The organism is Pseudomonas rosaeacicularis (assembly GCF_057128745.1).
Map to the genome: position 1 here is coordinate 194582 of NZ_JBSKHT010000008.1, position 16920 is coordinate 211501.

General features: G+C 59.4%; 12 protein-coding genes. 4 read left to right on the plus strand and 8 right to left on the minus strand.

Translation table 11 applies throughout. The features are described from left to right. Nucleotides 1–11 precede the first annotated feature (11 nt). Nucleotides 12–1697 (plus strand): N-acetylglucosamine-specific PTS transporter subunit IIBC, encoded by a 1686-nt coding sequence (gene nagE, locus ACWKWM_RS12450; RefSeq protein WP_483846430.1) that lies wholly within the window; start codon nucleotides 12–14, stop codon nucleotides 1695–1697. 109 nt (nucleotides 1698–1806) lie between these two features. On the opposite strand, the gene ACWKWM_RS12455 is transcribed toward nagE, so the two are convergent. Continuing rightward, on the minus strand, nucleotides 1807–2118 hold the full coding sequence (locus ACWKWM_RS12455) for an NGG1p interacting factor NIF3 (RefSeq protein ID WP_483846431.1): 312 nt from the start codon (nucleotides 2116–2118) through the stop codon (nucleotides 1807–1809). 6 nt (nucleotides 2119–2124) lie between these two features. After that, the gene (gene purL / locus ACWKWM_RS12460) at nucleotides 2125–6024 is read right to left on the minus strand and encodes a phosphoribosylformylglycinamidine synthase (protein ID WP_483846497.1); all 3900 of its coding nucleotides are present in this window, start codon (nucleotides 6022–6024) and stop codon (nucleotides 2125–2127) included. 213 nt (nucleotides 6025–6237) lie between these two features. Between purL and mltF the strand changes: the two genes are divergently transcribed. Next, nucleotides 6238–7698 (plus strand): membrane-bound lytic murein transglycosylase MltF, encoded by a 1461-nt coding sequence (gene mltF, locus ACWKWM_RS12465; protein WP_483846432.1) that lies wholly within the window; start codon nucleotides 6238–6240, stop codon nucleotides 7696–7698. Nucleotides 7699–7700: 2 nt separating this feature from the next. Here mltF and tadA read toward each other — a convergent pair whose 3' ends face one another. From tadA to ACWKWM_RS12495, 6 genes are all read right to left on the minus strand, one after another. Next, nucleotides 7701–8183 carry a tRNA adenosine(34) deaminase TadA gene (gene tadA, locus ACWKWM_RS12470; protein ID WP_483846433.1) on the minus strand — a complete coding sequence of 161 codons (483 nt, stop codon included), beginning with the start codon at nucleotides 8181–8183 and terminating at the stop codon, nucleotides 7701–7703. Beyond that, nucleotides 8183–9556 carry a multicopper oxidase family protein gene (locus ACWKWM_RS12475; RefSeq protein WP_483846434.1) on the minus strand — a complete coding sequence of 458 codons (1374 nt, stop codon included), beginning with the start codon at nucleotides 9554–9556 and terminating at the stop codon, nucleotides 8183–8185. Before ACWKWM_RS12475 ends, tadA begins: the two co-directional genes overlap by 1 nt. 165 nt (nucleotides 9557–9721) lie before the next feature. After that, a complete protein-coding gene (gene guaA / locus ACWKWM_RS12480) occupies nucleotides 9722–11299 on the minus strand; it encodes a glutamine-hydrolyzing GMP synthase (protein WP_483846435.1) in 1578 nt (525 codons plus the stop codon). A 104-nt stretch (nucleotides 11300–11403) separates the two neighbouring features. Continuing rightward, nucleotides 11404–12873, minus strand: coding sequence for an IMP dehydrogenase (gene guaB / locus ACWKWM_RS12485; protein ID WP_483846436.1), 1470 nt, complete (start codon nucleotides 12871–12873; stop codon nucleotides 11404–11406). A gap of 138 nt (nucleotides 12874–13011) precedes the next feature. Beyond that, nucleotides 13012–13560, minus strand: a complete 549-nt coding sequence (locus tag ACWKWM_RS12490) for a sugar ABC transporter ATPase (RefSeq protein WP_483846437.1) — start codon at nucleotides 13558–13560, stop codon at nucleotides 13012–13014. A 72-nt stretch (nucleotides 13561–13632) separates the two neighbouring features. Continuing rightward, nucleotides 13633–14361 carry a sulfite exporter TauE/SafE family protein gene (locus ACWKWM_RS12495; protein WP_483846498.1) on the minus strand — a complete coding sequence of 243 codons (729 nt, stop codon included), beginning with the start codon at nucleotides 14359–14361 and terminating at the stop codon, nucleotides 13633–13635. A gap of 301 nt (nucleotides 14362–14662) precedes the next feature. Here ACWKWM_RS12495 and xseA point away from each other — a divergent pair, with 301 nt between their 5' ends. Next, nucleotides 14663–16042 (plus strand): exodeoxyribonuclease VII large subunit, encoded by a 1380-nt coding sequence (gene xseA, locus ACWKWM_RS12500; protein ID WP_483846499.1) that lies wholly within the window; start codon nucleotides 14663–14665, stop codon nucleotides 16040–16042. Nucleotides 16043–16057: 15 nt separating this feature from the next. Then, nucleotides 16058–16909 carry a peptidoglycan DD-metalloendopeptidase family protein gene (locus ACWKWM_RS12505; RefSeq protein WP_483846438.1) on the plus strand — a complete coding sequence of 284 codons (852 nt, stop codon included), beginning with the start codon at nucleotides 16058–16060 and terminating at the stop codon, nucleotides 16907–16909. The last annotated feature ends 11 nt before the right edge of the window (nucleotides 16910–16920 follow it).

Consider the following 16920-nt stretch of genomic DNA (forward strand, 5'->3'; position numbering starts at 1 on the left):
GGAGAGACGCCATGTATCAGCACTTCATTGAAGGCCTGCAACGGCTCGGCCGCGCGCTCATGTTGCCCATCGCCATCCTGCCAATCGCCGGTTTGTTGCTGCGCCTGGGCGACACCGACCTGTTGGACATCGCGATCATTCACGCGGCGGGTAACGCGATTTTCAGCAATCTGGCACTGATCTTTGCCATCGGCATTTCGGTGGGCTTCGCTCGTGACAACAACGGCACGGCGGGCTTGGCAGGCGCCATCGGCTATCTGGTAATGACGGCGACGCTCAAGGTGCTCGATCCGAAGATCGATATGGGCATGCTCGCGGGGATCATCAGCGGTCTGCTGGCGGGCGGGCTTTACAACCGCTTCAAAGATATCGCACTGCCGGCGTATCTGGCGTTCTTTGGCGGCCGACGCTTTGTGCCGATCGTCACCGGTTTGTCTGCCGTGTTGCTTGGGCTGATCTTCGGTTTGATCTGGCCGCCGATCCAGCAAGGTATTAACGGCCTCGGCCAATTGATGCTGGAGAGCGGCAGTATCGGGGCATTTTTCTTCGGCGTGATGAACCGTATTTTGATCATCACCGGTCTGCATCACATCCTGAACAATCTGGTGTGGTTTGTCTTCGGCACCTTCACCGATCCGGACACCGGGCGCGTGGTGACCGGGGATCTGGCACGTTACTTTGCGGGCGATCCCAAGGCCGGGCAGTTCATGACGGGCATGTTCCCGGTGATGTTGTTCGGCTTGCCAGCGGCGTGTCTGGCGATGTATCGCAACGCGCTGCCGGGCCAGCGCAAGTTGATCGGCGGCGTGTTGCTGTCAATGGCGCTGACCTCGTTCCTGACCGGTGTGACCGAACCTATCGAGTTCGCCTTCATGTTCCTGGCGCCACTGTTGTACGTCATTCACGCGCTGCTAACCGGGTTGTCCATGGCATTGACCGATCTGCTCAATATTCGGCTGGGTTTCACCTTTTCCGGTGGCGCTATCGACATGGCGCTGGGCTGGGGCAAGTCCACCAACGGCTGGATGATCTTCCCTGTGGGGCTTGTGTATTTTGCGGTGTATTACGTGGTGTTCGATCAATGCATTCGGCGCCTGAACCTGAAAACGCCGGGGCGTGAGCAGGTGGTGGCCTCGACTGCGCAGGTCTCCAACAGTGACCGCGCCGGGGCTTATATCTCGGCCCTCGGTGGCGCCAACAATCTGCTGAGCATTGATGCCTGTACCACGCGTTTGCGTTTGCAACTGGCTGACCGCAGCAAGGCCAATGACGCGGAACTCAAGGCGCTGGGCGCAATGGCCGTGGTGCGCCCGGGCAACGCGGGAAGCTTGCAGGTGGTGGTTGGTCCGATGGCGGATGGGATTGCCGATGAGTTACGCAATGCATTGCCACACGCGACCAGTGATTTGCCGCAGCAGACAGTGGTTTTGCCTGTGAGTATTCCGACGGTCGATCCCGGCCAGGCAGCTCAATGGCTCAAGGCGCTGGGTGGCAAAGGCGTGACAGAGGTGGAATGCGTTGCGCTGACCCGGCTGCGGGTGCAGCTCAAGGATGGACAGCACATCGCCGCCAGCCAACTGGATGCATTGGGATGTCAGGGCGTGAGAAATGTCGGCAACGGCGTGTGGCACGTGTTGGTGGGGCAACAGGCGCAGGGATTGAGCGAGGCGTTGCGGGTGTTGATGGCGAGACGGTGAACTGGCGGGTGAACTGTAGGAGCGAACTTGTTCGCGAAGGGGTGTGCCTGAATACACCGCGTCAATCTCTCGCCAACAAGTTGGCTCCTACAGGGACTTGCGGCGCGCATTAGAAATCAGCCAGCTTCCACACTTCGTATGCTGGCGTCTCATAAGGGTGGCTATGCTTGAGCGCGGCCACCGCTTTCTGAATCCGGTCATCGGCGACAACCAGCTCAACCTTCCACTCCTCGACTCGCTCGATCTGGCCAGTCTGCCCAATGAACGGCTGGCTGCCGTCCAATGGCCGAAACTGCCCTTGACCCAGCACCTGCCAGGCGCAGCAATCATAAGCTCCGATTCGCCCCGCACCGGCGGCGAATAGAGCGCTTTTGACCTGCTCGACATGGCTCGGCGGCACGAAGAATGCGAGCTTGTACATCAGCTATCAGTTCACCCAGACGCGGGCGTTTCTGAACATCCGCATCCACGCGCCGTCTTCGTTCCACTCTTCCGGGCGCCACGAGTTGTTGACGGCACGGAACACACGCTCAGGGTGCGGCATCATGATGGTGACGCGACCGTCGCGAGTGGTCAGGCCGGTGATGCCACGCGGCGAGCCGTTCGGGTTGGCCGGGTAGTTCTCGGTGACCTTGCCGTGGTTGTCGACGAAACGCATCGCAACCGTGCCCGACAGATCGCTTTCCAGCAGCGACTCAGGGCTCTTGAATTCCGCATGACCCTCGCCGTGCGCGATGGCAACAGGCATGCGTGAACCGGCCATGCCTTGCAGGAAGATCGATGCCGATTCCTGGATCTGGACCATCGCGACCCGCCCTTCGAACTGCTCGGAACGGTTGCGTACGAAATGCGGCCAGAACTCGCTGCCTGGGATCAGTTCGCTGAGGTTGGACATCATCTGGCAACCGTTGCACACGCCCAGCGCAAAGCTGTCCTGACGTTCGAAGAACGCCTGGAACGCGTCACGCGCACGGGTGTTGAAGAGTGCTGACTTGGCCCAGCCTTCGCCCGCCCCTAATACGTCGCCGTAAGAGAAACCGCCGCAGGCGACCAGACCTTTGAACTCGTTCAGGTCGACGCGACCGGCGAGGATGTCGCTCATGTGCACATCAACCGAAGCGAAGCCGGCGCGGTCGAACGCCGCAGCCATTTCCACCTGGCCGTTGACGCCCTGCTCACGCAGTACCGCCACTTGTGGGCGAACGCCCTTCTTGATGTAAGGCGCTGCGATGTTGTCGTTGACGTCGTAACCGAGCTTGACGCTCAGGCCTGGGTTGTCTTCTTCCAGCAGCGCATCGAATTCCTGATCGGCGCACTCCGCGTTATCGCGCAGGCGTTGGATCTGGTAGCTGGTTTCAGCCCATTGACGGTGCAACAGACGACGCTGACCGGTGAATACAGATTCGCCGTTGTAGCGGACGTGCACTTCATCGTTGTTGACCGGTTGGCCGATGACTGCAACGCAATCCCCGCCCAGGCCCGCTGCGCTGAACTGTGCCAGCACGTCCGGCGTTGCGTCCTGACGCACCTGAATTACGGCGCCCAGCTCTTCGTTGAACAGGATCGCAGCAATGGCGGCTTTGCTTTCAGCCAGGCCATCGAGTTGCAGGTTCAGCCCGCAATGACCGGCGAAGGCCATTTCCAATACCGATACCAGCAACCCGCCATCAGAGCGGTCGTGGTAGGCCAGTAAATGGCCGTCGGCATTGAGGCCCTGGATCACGGCGAAGAACGCCTTAAGGTCTTCGGCATCATCGACGTCCGGGGCGATCTTGCCCAACTTGCCGTGAGTCTGCGCGAGGATCGAGGCGCCCATACGGTTTTGACCGCGGCCCAGATCGATGAGGATCAGGTCGGTAACGCCCTTGTCCATGCGCAGTTGTGGGGTCAGCGTGCCGCGAATATCGGTGACGGGGGCAAAGCCGGTCACGATCAGCGACAGCGGCGAGGTCACGGTTTTTTCTGCGCCTTCGTCGCTCCAGCGGGTTTTCATGGACATCGAGTCCTTGCCCACCGGAATGGTAATGCCCAACTCGGGGCAAAGCTCCATGCCGACTGCTTTCACGGTGTCGTACAAACGCGCGTCTTCACCGGGGTGGCCGGCGGCGGACATCCAGTTGGCCGACAATTTGATGTCGGAAATCTTGCCGATTCGCGAGGCCGCGATGTTGGTCAGCGTTTCGCCGATCGCCATACGCCCGGACGCCGGAGCGTTCAGCAAAGCCAGCGGCGTGCGCTCGCCCATGGCCATCGCTTCACCGGTGTAGACGTCAAAACTGGTGGCGGTAACGGCAACGTCAGCCACCGGCACTTGCCATGGACCGACCATTTGATCGCGATTGACGAGACCTGTGATGCTGCGGTCGCCGATGGTGATCAGGAAACTTTTGCTGGCCACGGCCGGGTGACGCAATACGCGCTGTACGCTCTCTTCGATGTCCAGCGTGCTTGGGTCGAAGTCATCGCCCAGCTCGGTTTCACGCACGGCCGAACGGTGCATGCGCGGGGCTTTGCCCAGCAGCACTTCGAGCGGCATGTCCACCGGGTTGTTGCCGAAATGGCTGTCGGTAACGGTCAGTTGCGGCTCTTCAGTGGCCTCGCCGACCACTGCAAACGGGCAACGCTCACGTTCGCAGATCGCCTTGAAGCGCTCGAAGTTCTCGGCGCTGACCGCCATGACGTAGCGTTCCTGGGACTCGTTGCTCCAGATTTCCAGCGGCGCCATGCCCGGCTCGTCGTTGGGCACGTTGCGCAGTTCGAAGCGCCCGCCGCGACCGCCATCGTTGACCAGTTCCGGGAAGGCGTTGGACAGACCGCCCGCGCCCACGTCGTGGATGAAAGCAATCGGGTTTTGCTCGCCCAGCTGCCAGCAACGGTCGATCACTTCTTGGCAACGACGCTCCATTTCAGGGTTTTCACGCTGAACCGAAGCGAAATCCAAATCTGCCGAGCTGGTGCCGGTGGCCATGGAGGAAGCCGCGCCGCCGCCCAGACCGATCAACATCGCCGGACCGCCGAGCACGATCAGCTTGGCGCCAACCTTGATTTCAGCCTTCTGGACGTGGCCTTCGCGGATGTTGCCCATGCCGCCAGCGAGCATGATCGGCTTGTGATAGCCGCGCACTTCGTCGCCGTGGGGGGTGCTGATGGATTGCTCGAACGTACGGAAGTAACCGGTCAGTGCCGGACGCCCGAATTCGTTGTTGAACGCCGCGCCACCGAGCGGGCCTTCAATCATGATGTCGAGCGGGGTAACGATGCGCTCAGGTTTGCCGTAGGGCTTTTCCCAAGGCTGAACGAAGCCCGGAATATTCAGGTTGGACACCGTAAACCCGGTCAGACCTGCCTTAGGCTTGGCGCCACGACCGGTTGCGCCTTCGTCGCGGATCTCACCGCCGGACCCGGTCGCTGCACCCGGAAACGGCGCGATGGCGGTTGGGTGGTTGTGGGTCTCGACCTTCATCAGGATGTGCACCGGCTCCTGAACAGCGCCGTATTCACGGGTGTCAGGGTTCGGGAAGAAACGCCCGGCGACACTGCCGACGATGACCGAAGCGTTGTCCTTATAAGCCGACAGCACGCCCTCACTGTGCAGGACGTAAGTGTTCTTGATCATGCCGAACAGGCTTTTTTCCTGGCTCTGACCGTCGATGTCCCAACTGGCGTTGAAGATCTTGTGACGGCAGTGCTCGGAGTTCGCCTGGGCGAACATCATCAGCTCGATGTCGTGGGGGTTACGCTTGAGACCAATGAAGCTGGTGACCAGGTAATCGATTTCGTCTTCGGCCAGAGCAAGGCCCAGCTCGACGTTGGCTTTTTCCAGCGCGGCGCGACCACCACCCAGCACGTCAACGGCGGTCAAAGGCTTGGGCTCGGCATGGCTGAACAAGCCGGCGGCCTGCTCAAGTGTGCCCAGTACCAGCTGCGTCATGCGGTCATGGAGGATGTCGGAGATCAACTGCGCGTCGGCGTCGCTGAACTGGCCTTCTACATAAAAGGCAATGCCGCGCTCAAGGCGCTGGATTTTGCTCAGGCTGCAATTATGGGCGATATCGGTGGCCTTGCTGGACCACGGAGAGATCGTGCCGAAACGCGGGAGGACCAGAAACAGGCGGCCGCGTGGCTCTTGAACCGGCACGCTCGGGCCGTATTTCAGGAGACGGGCGAGGACCTGCTGCTCTTCGTCGGTCAGAACACCGGCGACCTCAGCGAAGTGGGCGAATTCAGCATACAGGCCACTGACAGCCGGAACTTTCTCGTTCAGCTGCGCAAGTAATTTCTTGTGGCGGAAAGCGGAAAGGGCGGGAGCACCACGCAGGATCAACATCGTCGGGACAGCCTCGGGGAAGGGGTGTGCTTTGAGGCCGTGCATTCTAGCGTAAAGCTCCACTTTCGGCACCCGAAACGACTGCTTACAACGCACCCGAACGTCGGCACGGCAATGCGCGACTGGCAAACGCGTCGAGAAGTCGCTGCTCTATCAGACCCAACCTTCGCTGTCGAGATATGGCGGTCAGGCTCCTTTGCGTATACTGCACCGATGTTTTCCCAATCAGATTTCCGCCCACGCTGCGCCAAGTGGCTCATCGCTACCGGAATCTTCCTGCTGCTCGGTGCGTGTGTTGAGAAACCCAACACACTTGAACGAGTCAAGGAGGATGGCGTGCTGCGCGTCGTCACCCGTAACAGTCCGGCGACCTATTTCCAGGATCGCAGCGGTGAGACCGGATTCGAATACGAACTGGTCAAGCGTTTCGCCGACGATCTCGGCGTGGAGCTGAAGATCGAGACGGCTGACAACATTGACGACCTGTTCGACAAGATGAATAAACCCGGTGGGCCAGTCCTCGCTGCCGCAGGGCTGGTCAGCACCGAGCAACGCGCCAAGCAGGTGCGTTTCTCCCATCAGTACCTCGAAGTCACCCCTCAAGTTATCTATCGCAACGGGCAAAATCGCCCCACTGATCCCGGCGATCTGGTGGGCAAACGCATCCTGGTGCTCAAAGGCAGCAGCCACGCCGAGCAACTGGCGGCGCTGAAAGTCCAATACCCGCAATTACAGTACGAAGAATCCGATCAGGTTGAAGTCGTCGATCTGTTGCGCATGGTCGATGAGGGCCAGATTGACCTGACGCTGGTCGACTCCAACGAACTGGCGATGAATCAGGTGTATTTCCCAAACGTGCGGGTAGCTTTTGACTTGGGCGATGGGCGCAATCAACGCTGGGCCGTTGCGCTGGGCGACGACAACAGTCTGCTTAACGAGATCAACGCGTTCCTCGACAAGGCGCAGAAGAACGGCATGCTGCAGCGGTTAAAAGACCGCTATTACGGCCATGTGGACGTCTTGGGTTACGTTGGCGCCTACACCTTCGCCCAGCATCTGCAAGAGCGCCTGCCCAAGTACGAAAAGAGCTTCCAGTCCTCCGCCAAGGAAGAACAGGTGGATTGGCGACTGCTGGCAGCCATCGGCTATCAGGAATCCTTATGGCAACCCGGCGTGACCTCGAAAACCGGTGTTCGGGGGCTGATGATGCTGACTCAAAGTACTGCTCAGGCGATGGGCGTTTCCAACCGGCTGGACGCCAAACAAAGCATCAAAGGCGGGGCAAAGTATCTTGCCTATGTAAAGGATCAGCTAGATGACAAAATTCAAGAGCCTGATCGTACGTGGCTCGCTCTCGCTTCCTACAACATTGGTGGCGGTCATCTCGACGATGCGCGCAAATTGGCGGAAAACGAGGGACTGAATCCAAATAAATGGCTCGACGTGAAAAAAATGTTGCCGCGTCTGGCGCAGAAACAGTGGTATAGCAAAACCCGTTACGGGTACGCCCGAGGCGGAGAGCCGGTCAGCTTCGTTGCCAACATCCGTCGCTATTACGACATCCTCACTTGGGTGACTCAGCCGCAGCTGGAAGGCAGCCAGGTCGCCGAGAGCAATCTGCATGTGCCCGGCGTCGACAAGACCAAACCGCCGGAAGAGAAAGCGCCGCTGTAGGCTCAACCCTTCGCTCTTCTCATCCTGAAAAACTCGCTCAACATCGTCCCGCACTCCTCGCCCAGCACGCCGCCCTCGAACAGCACCCGATGATTGAGAAAGGACTGGGTGAAAAACTGGCCCTGGCTCTGGACGATCCCTGCCTTTGGCTCCAACGCACCAAAAACCACACGATTGATTCTCGAATGGACGATCAAACCTGCGCACATGCTGCACGGCTCGAGGGTCACGTACAGCGTGCTGCCGGGTAACCGGTAATTGCTGAAGGCTTGGGCGGCGTTGCGGATAGCGACCATCTCGGCATGAGCGCTGGGGTCGCTGCCACTGATAGGGCAGTTGAAACCGCGACCGACGATCTCTCCGTCCTGGACCACAACGGCGCCCACCGGGACTTCGCCCAGCAGAGCGCCCTGCGATGCGAGAGCCAGCGCTTCACGCATGAAATGTTGATCGCGGCTGCGATCGATGATTTGCGGCTGGCGCATTACGAAACCTCGATAGCTGCCATCAGACCTGTTTCCATGTGATCGATCACATGGCAGTGGAACATCCACACGCCGGGATTATCCGCCACCAGCGCAACACGTGCGCGCTCGTTTCTGCCCAGCAGAAAGGTGTCGGTGAAATACGGAATGATCTTCCTGCGATCCGAGGCGATGACTTTGAAGCTCATGCCGTGCAGGTGAATCGGATGCTGATACTGGGTCATGTTCTTCAATTCGAAAATGTAGCTCTTGCCCTTTTCCAGCTTGGCAATCGGACGATCCGCACAGGTCTTGTCGGTAATGTCCCACGCCTGACCGTTGATTTGCCAAAGGCTCGGCGGCTTGCCGTTATCGACATTGACCGACACCGCCCCGGCCCACTCGATATTGAAGTTAAGCTTTTCTGCTGTTTCCAGATCCGGCTCGGCAACGGGATTGGCTGGCAGCTGCGCAGGCCATTCGCCGGGCTTGTCGCTGCTGGCGACTGAACGAAACGTCCCCAATCGCACTGGGCCGTTGCGCAAAGGAATTTCTTCACCTGCGGCCGGCGCTTTGATCGCCAGACAGATGCGCATGCCCGGCCCCAGCCAGTAATCCTTGCCCAGCGGGCGCGGCGCTACGGGATTGCCATCGAGCGCGTAAATCTGCGCGTCGGCGCCCGGCAGATTCAAACGGTAGGTCACGGTGTTGTCGAGATTGAGGATGCGCACCCGTACGATCTGCCCGGCTGGCAAATCGATGACGCCCTGAGGAATGCCGTTGATGCTCGAAAGCCGCCCCGCCGTGCCTTCCCGCGCGGCCTCGCGGATGATGCTGAAGGGCGTGAAGGCGCCCTCTTCGTCCACATGCCAGCTCTTGAGGCTGACCGTGCGCTCATGGGCAAAACCGGTGGGCTCTCGCTCCTCGACGATCAGCGGCCCGACAAGCCCGCGCCCGAGCTCTTCGCTGCTGCTGACGTGGGGGTGATACCAATAGCTGCCGGCATCCGGCACACGGAACTTGTAATCGAAATACTCACCCGGCTTGACCGGAAGCTGCGACACGTAAGGTACGCCGTCCATTTCCAGCGGCAGACGAATACCGTGCCAGTGAATTGTGGTCTCGACTTCCAGCTGGTTGATGAAACGCACCCGAAGCCACTCGCCCTGCCTGACCCGCAACTCAGTACCCGGCACCGAACCGCCAAAGGCCCAGGCCGGAGTCTGATGGCCCGCGACCAATTCGACGTCCAAGGGCGCGGCGATCAGTTCGTAATCGTGCCCCTCGCCCGGACCGGCCCGCCCCAACCAATACCGCGAAGCCCCTCCCGCGCCCAACCCAACGACGGCAAGACCGGCCAGACCTCCGAGTATTTGTCGACGGGTAAAAGACATGGATGAGGGGCACCTTGAGAAATACAGGGGGGGGGTGAAGCGCTGGCGGGCAACCGCCCGAGGGGCAAATACGATACACCCGCATTTGGAATAACATAAGGGCAGCCTGGGCTGCCCTTATGGGTCAAAACGTTTCAGCGCCGAAATGGGTTCGGCGGTGGGTGGTTATTCCCACTCAATCGTCGCCGGCGGCTTGCTCGACACGTCGTAAGTCACGCGGGAGATGCCTTCGATTTCATTGATGATGCGACCGCTGACGGTTTCCAGCAGCTCGTAAGGCAGGTGAGCCCAACGCGCGGTCATGAAGTCGATGGTTTCAACGGCGCGAAGTGCAACAACCCACGCGTAACGACGGCCATCGCCTACAACGCCAACGGACTTCACTGGCTGGAACACTACGAACGCCTGACTGACCTTGTGGTACCAGTCGGCCTTGCGCAGCTCTTCAATGAAGATGTGGTCAGCGCGACGCAGCAGGTCGGCGTATTCCTTTTTCACTTCACCCAGGATACGAACGCCCAGACCCGGGCCCGGGAATGGATGGCGATAGACCATGTCGTACGGCAGACCGAGTTCCAGCCCCAGACGACGCACTTCGTCCTTGAACAGTTCGCGCAGGGGCTCGACCAGTTTCAGGTTCATCTCTTCCGGCAGACCGCCCACGTTGTGGTGGGACTTGATCACGTGCGCCTTGCCGCTCTTGGCGCCAGCCGACTCGATCACGTCCGGATAGATCGTGCCTTGGGCCAGGAACTTGATGTTGTCCAGTTTGCAGGACTCGGCATCGAAGACGTCGATGAAGGTGCGACCGATGATCTTGCGCTTCTTCTCCGGATCGCTTTCGCCTGCCAGGTTGTTGAGAAACTGGTCCTGAGCATTGGCACGGATCACTTTGACGCCCATGTTCTCGGCGAACATGGCCATCACTTGCTCGCCTTCGTGCAAGCGCAGCAGACCATTATCGACGAAGACGCACGTCAGTTGATCGCCGATCGCCTTGTGCAGCAGCGCGGCAACCACTGAAGAATCGACGCCGCCAGACAGGCCCAACAGCACATTGTCAGTACCAACCTGAGCGCGGACTTGAGCGATGGCGTCTTCGGCAATCTTCGACGGGGTCCACAGTGCTTCACAGCCGCAGATGTCGAGGATGAAGCGCGAGAGGATGCGACCGCCCTGCTTGGTGTGGGTCACTTCAGGGTGGAATTGCACGCCGTAGTAGCCGCGAGTGTCATCGGCCATACCGGCGATTGGGCAGCTAGGAGTGCTGGCCAACAGGTGGAAGCCTTCGGGGATCTGAGTGACTTTGTCGCCGTGGCTCATCCACACATCGAGGCCGAAAACACCGTCGGCATCGACATGATCTTCGATGCCATCGAGTACGCGACTCTTGCCGACGACGTCGACACGGGCGTAGCCGAACTCGCGCATCTCAGAGCCTTCAACGCGACCGCCCAACTGCTCGGCCATGGTCTGCATGCCGTAGCAAATGCCAAAGACCGGAACACCGAGGTCGAACACTGCCTGTGGTGCGCGCGGGCTGTCAGCGATATGCACAGACTCCGGACCGCCAGCGAGGATGATCCCGCGCGGTGCGAATTCGCGAATAGCTTCATCGTCCATGTCGAACGGATGCAGTTCGCAGTACACACCGATCTCACGCACGCGGCGGGCGATCAGTTGGGTGTACTGGGAACCGAAGTCGAGGATAAGGATACGGTGGGCGTGAATGTCGAGGGCCATGAGTCATTCTCGATGAGCTAAATTCAGAAACGACACGGGGCTGCAATGAACAGCCCCGCTACACAATATGGAAACGCATCCGGTGTGACCGAATGCATTTCGGGTCAACCTACGCGATAGTTCGGCGCTTCCTTGGTGATCTGCACGTCGTGGACGTGAGACTCCGCCATGCCGGCACCCGTAATGCGCACAAATTCAGGCTTGGTGCGCATCTCATCGATGTTGGCGCTGCCGGTATAGCCCATGGAAGAGCGCAGGCCGCCCATCAACTGATGAACGATGGCGGTCAGCGAACCCTTGTAGGCCACACGGCCTTCGATACCTTCAGGCACCAGCTTCTCGGCGCCATCGGACGAGTCCTGGAAGTAGCGGTCCGAAGAGCCTTGGGTCTGAGACATCGCACCCAGCGAACCCATGCCGCGATAAGCTTTGTACGAACGACCCTGGAACAGTTCGATTTCGCCTGGCGCTTCTTCAGTACCGGCGAACATCGAACCCATCATCACGCAGTTCGCACCGGCAACGATGGCTTTGGACAGGTCGCCGGAGAAGCGGATGCCGCCGTCAGCGATCAGAGTAACGTCAGTGCCTTTCAGCGCTTCCGCCACGTTGGCGATTGCACTGATCTGCGGAACGCCGACACCGGCAACGATGCGCGTGGTGCAAATGGAGCCAGGACCGATGCCGACCTTGACGCCATCAGCGCCCGCCTCGACCAGTGCGATGGCTGCGGCGGCGGTGGCGATGTTGCCGCCAATCACCTGCACGTCAGGGAAGTTTTGCTTGACCCAGCGAACGCGGTCGATCACACCTTTGGAATGGCCGTGCGCAGTGTCGACGACAATGACGTCTACACCGGCGGACACCAGTGCGCTGACGCGCTCGCCCGTGTCTTTACCGGTACCGACTGCTGCGCCAACACGCAAACGACCTTGGTCGTCCTTGCTGGCGAGTGGATAGGCTTTGGATTTTTCGATGTCCTTGACGGTCATCATGCCCTTGAGCGCGAACTTGGCGTCGACGATCAGGACTTTTTCCAGACGGTGCTTGTGCAGCAGATCGCGCACTTCGTACTTGTCGGCGCCTTCACGGACTGTGACGAGACGCTCTTTGGGCGTCATCACTTCACGAACGGTGGCTTCCAGACGGGTCTCAAAGCGCACATCGCGCGAGGTCACGATGCCGACGAGTTCGCCGTCATGCAGGACCGGTACACCGGAAATGTTGTGTTGGCGGGTGAGTTCGAAGAGGTCACGAACCGTAGCGTCGGCCTCGATGGTGATCGGGTCCTTGACTACGCCGGCTTCGAACTTCTTGACCTTGCGGACTTCGGCAGCTTGCTGCTCGATGGTCATGTTCTTGTGAATGATCCCGATGCCGCCTTCCTGAGCCATGGCAATTGCCAGACGGGCTTCAGTGACGGTATCCATTGCAGCAGAAACGAGGGGGATATTCAGTTCGATGCCACGGGTCAAACGGGTTTTCAGACTGACTTCGTTGGGAAGCACCTCGGAATAACCGGGCACTAGGAGAATGTCGTCGAATGTAAGAGCTTCTTGGCTGATACGCAGCATCGCGGGGGCTCCCGAGCGGGAAATTGGAAGCGCGCCATTATACCCAGAGAGGTACCTGTGCTCAATGTAAAGATCAGTCTATTTAAGAATCACCGTGATCGACGCGCTCTATCATCAATTTCCCCCTTACCGCATGCCTTAGAGCCGAACTTTAACAAAAGACACCGGACGGTCCAGCCGCTCTGCAAAATCATCTAGAAAACTCTGTTTGAAGCCGGCGTCGAGCCAGTCATTGAAGATGAACCCCAAATTGGAGAAGCCGCAGGGATCAAGAAACATAAAACCGTTGATGTCATCTTCGTGCCGGCATTCCGGGCAGATAAAATTATCGGTATGCCCCGGCATCCATTCCTCAAGACTGTCGAACAGCGCTTCGCCGATCTCCCGGCGACATTCGGGACAGCCCGCCTCTTCGACGAACCCCTGCTGCGGCGTATAGATGCAGCGCTTGAGCACAATCTCCAACCCATTGACCTCTTTGCCGTAAGGCAGCGCGTCGGGATTTTCGACGAAGCGCCTGGCGCCGGGCGCAATTGCGTAGGCCATCTTGTTATAGCTACGGCCGCAGGTGCTCAGGGCTTCTTCGACCACATCCAGTTTGACCAGCCAGCGCAAGATCGCGCGGGCCTTGGCTTCGCGGGCCGGAAAGCTGGAAATTTGCGGGGCGATGATGCTTTGGGTGTTCATGGACTGGCCTGTCACTGACGATCAACTGAGTGCGGCAGCTTAATGCGGTCGTCGCTGAGGTCAAGTCAGCCATCAGCCAGTCAGATAGCGGCCAATGAGCGTGACCCCGCTGAGCAGCACCAGCCAGGTGACCAGTCGCACGAACATTTCCCGCGATAGCTTCGTAACCAGATGGCGCCCGATCCAGGAGCCAATGATCATTGCCGGAAGAATGCACACAGCCAGCAACAGCAGGGAAATCTGCGCGTACACCCCGGTGATCACGAACAGGCTCAAGCGCACGATGGTGCTGCAACTGATCAGTGCATTCTGCGTGGCGCGCGCCTGAGTTTTATCGGTCAGTCGGCCATTCAAGTAGATCGCATAGAGAAAGCCGCCACTGCCGAACAACGCACCAAACAATCCGCCGACCGTGCCCATCGGGATCGCCCATCCTGCAGACAGCTGGGTCGGACGAACCTTGATCGCCAGGCTGTAAACCGAGTAGGCAATCAGGAATATACCCATAAGCAACAGCAGCAGGTCGGACTTGAGATTGAGCAGGAACATTACACCCAGCGTGCAGCCTACGGCCATGCACGGCACCATCCTCAATAGCTCGGACTTGACCACCTGTTGCCGCGAGGGCAGCAAGTGGCTGAAGGCGGCGAGAAAGTCGAGCATCACCAGCAGCGGGATGATTCGCGAAAGGGGCATGAAGTGAATCAAAACAGGACCTGCCACAAGTGCAGTGCCGAAGCCTGCAATGGCAAATACCAGATAGGCGGCGATGACGCCCAACTCGATGATCAGCCAATCCATTGGAGTAAACCCCAGCTGACTGAACTCGGCCAACAACCCGGCAACGGTCACAGCGCCTCCTTTCTGAACAGATTGACGGAAATGATGGGCGCAGACTTTAACCAGTCCATCGCAACATATATAGAAGAACTGCCGAACACGTTCTGTAGGAGCGAACTTGTTCGCGAGACGATTTATCTGAGTGACCGAGCCGCCTTCTCGCCAACGAGTTGGCGCCTACAGAAATTCAGCGTGAGTCTGGCAGCGCGCGGCGTTGATCTCCTGTGGTGACGATCGCCCTATTGCCTTTATCATGCCCGCCATGATCAAAGACCCCTTCGCAAGACTCGGCCTCGACCGGGAAGTCCTCACCGTCAGCCAGCTCAACGGCCGCGCTCGCGTGCTGCTGGAGGATGTGTTCTCCAACATCTGGGTGGAGGGCGAAATCTCCAATCTCTCCCGGCCCGCTTCCGGCCACGTGTATTTCACGCTCAAGGACACCGGCGCTCAAGTGCGTTGCGCGCTGTTCCGGCAGAACGCTGCGCGGGTGCGCCAGGCGTTGAAAGATGGCCTGGCCGTGAAGGTGCGGGGCAAGGTCTCGCTGTTTGAAGGGCGCGGCGATTATCAGCTGATTCTCGATACCGTTGAGCCCGCAGGCGATGGTGCACTGCGCCTGGCGTTCGATGCGCTGAAAGAGAAACTCAGCGCCGAAGGGTTGTTCAGCGCTGAACGCAAGGTTGCGCTGCCTTTGCATCCGCGGCGCATCGGGATCATCAGCTCGCCAACCGGGGCGGTGATTCGCGACATCATCAGCGTCTTTCGTCGTCGCGCGCCGCAGGTTGAACTGACCCTCATCCCCACCGCCGTGCAGGGCCGCGAAGCTATTGGGCAAATCGTGCGTGCGCTGAAACTGGCGGACGGTCGTGGATTTGATGCGCTAATCCTCGCGCGCGGCGGCGGCTCCCTTGAAGACTTGTGGTGTTTCAACGAAGAAGCAGTGGCACGGGCCATCGACGCCTGCGTGACGCCGATTGTCAGCGCTGTCGGGCATGAAACGGATGTGTCGATCAGCGATTTCGTCGCAGACGTCCGCGCCCCTACCCCTTCCGCTGCCGCCGAACTGCTGGCACCTGACTCCAGCGACTTGCATCGCAGGGTGGATAGCCTGCAACGTCGTTTGATCAGCCGTATGCAAGACCGCTTGATGCGCGAGCAATTGCGACTGGACGGTATTTCCCGCCGCTTGCGACATCCTGGTGAGCGTCTGCGCCAACGGGCCCAACGTCTGGATGATCTGGACATGCGCATGCGCCGCGCCTTCGAGCAACAGATGCACAAGCGTCAGGTGCGCATGAGTCATTTGCAAAGCAGGCTCGCGGCGCAACATCCCGGCCGTACGCTGGCCTTCCTGCGCCAACGCCTGGACGTATTGGCCGAGCGTCTGCCTAAAGCCATCAGGGATAATCTGAAAACCCGCCGTCTGCAGCTGCAAAATCAGGTGCAGACGCTCAACGTTGTCAGCCCCCTCGCAACCCTGGGTCGCGGTTACAGCATTCTGCTGGACGATAAGGGGCACGCCATTCGCAATGCCGAGCAGACCAAAACCGGTCAGCGCCTGACGGCGAAACTGGGCGAAGGCGAGTTGCTTGTGCGCGTTGAGGACAACCACCTGACGCCCGTTACCCTCTCTTTACTGGATTGATTATCGATGCTCGGTATGACTCGTTTTTTGACAACTGTCGCGCTGACTACTTGCCTGATCGTACCCGCGTTTGCTGCAGCACCTGCTGACAGCTTCATCACCCGCGCCTTGCACAAGCCGGTACCCGGCGGCGTCGCAGTGGTAGACCTGGGGACGGGAATAGAAGCGCCAAAAGCCTCTTATCAGGGCAAACCCGTCATGGTGGTCAAGGAGCAAGGCAACCGCTGGCTGGCGATCATCGGCGTCCCCTTGACGGTCAAACCCGGTACTCAGCAATTGGTAGCCAAAGACGGGAGCGGCAGCCGCAACCTGTCATTCGTTGTGGGTAACAAAAACTACCCCGAGCAGCGCATCACTTTGAAGAACCAGCGACAGGTCAATCCCAACCCAGATGACCTGAAACGGATCGAAGGTGAGTTGGCGGTGCAGGTTCAGGCTTATCGCAGTTTCAGCCCAGGCACGCCAAGCAACCTGATCCTGGACAAACCGGTGGATGGGCCGCTGTCGAGCAAGTTTGGTGTACGTAGATTTTTTAACGGCGAAGAGCGCAACCCTCACGCGGGGCTGGACTTCGCGGTGCCGGCTGGTACGCCGATCAAATCCCCAGCGGCGGGCAAGGTGATTCTGATCGGTAATTACTTCTTCAACGGCAACACTGTTTTTGTGGATCACGGTCAAGGTTTTATCAGCATGTTCTGCCATATGTCGAAGATCGACGTGAAGGTCGGTGATGCCGTGCCGCGCGGCGGAGTTGTTGGCCGTGTCGGGTCAACAGGTCGGGCGACCGGGCCGCACATGCACTGGAACATCAGCTTGAATGATGCGCGGGTGGACCCGGCTATATTTATCGGAGCCTTCCAGCCATAGCACCCAACCTG

Bases quoted from the DNA above. Each gene is read 5' to 3' on its own strand.
- nagE (WP_483846430.1), top strand. From the start codon at position 12: ATGTATCAGCACTTCATTGAAGGCCTGCAACGGCTCGGCCGCGCGCTC.
- ACWKWM_RS12455 (WP_483846431.1), bottom strand. From the start codon at position 2,118: ATGTACAAGCTCGCATTCTTCGTGCCGCCGAGCCATGTCGAGCAGGTC.
- purL (WP_483846497.1), bottom strand. From the start codon at position 6,024: ATGTTGATCCTGCGTGGTGCTCCCGCCCTTTCCGCTTTCCGCCACAAG.
- mltF (WP_483846432.1), top strand. From the start codon at position 6,238: ATGTTTTCCCAATCAGATTTCCGCCCACGCTGCGCCAAGTGGCTCATC.
- tadA (WP_483846433.1), bottom strand. From the start codon at position 8,183: ATGCGCCAGCCGCAAATCATCGATCGCAGCCGCGATCAACATTTCATG.
- ACWKWM_RS12475 (WP_483846434.1), bottom strand. From the start codon at position 9,556: ATGTCTTTTACCCGTCGACAAATACTCGGAGGTCTGGCCGGTCTTGCC.
- guaA (WP_483846435.1), bottom strand. From the start codon at position 11,299: ATGGCCCTCGACATTCACGCCCACCGTATCCTTATCCTCGACTTCGGT.
- guaB (WP_483846436.1), bottom strand. From the start codon at position 12,873: ATGCTGCGTATCAGCCAAGAAGCTCTTACATTCGACGACATTCTCCTA.
- ACWKWM_RS12490 (WP_483846437.1), bottom strand. From the start codon at position 13,560: ATGAACACCCAAAGCATCATCGCCCCGCAAATTTCCAGCTTTCCGGCC.
- ACWKWM_RS12495 (WP_483846498.1), bottom strand. From the start codon at position 14,361: ATGGATTGGCTGATCATCGAGTTGGGCGTCATCGCCGCCTATCTGGTA.
- xseA (WP_483846499.1), top strand. From the start codon at position 14,663: ATGATCAAAGACCCCTTCGCAAGACTCGGCCTCGACCGGGAAGTCCTC.
- ACWKWM_RS12505 (WP_483846438.1), top strand. From the start codon at position 16,058: ATGACTCGTTTTTTGACAACTGTCGCGCTGACTACTTGCCTGATCGTA.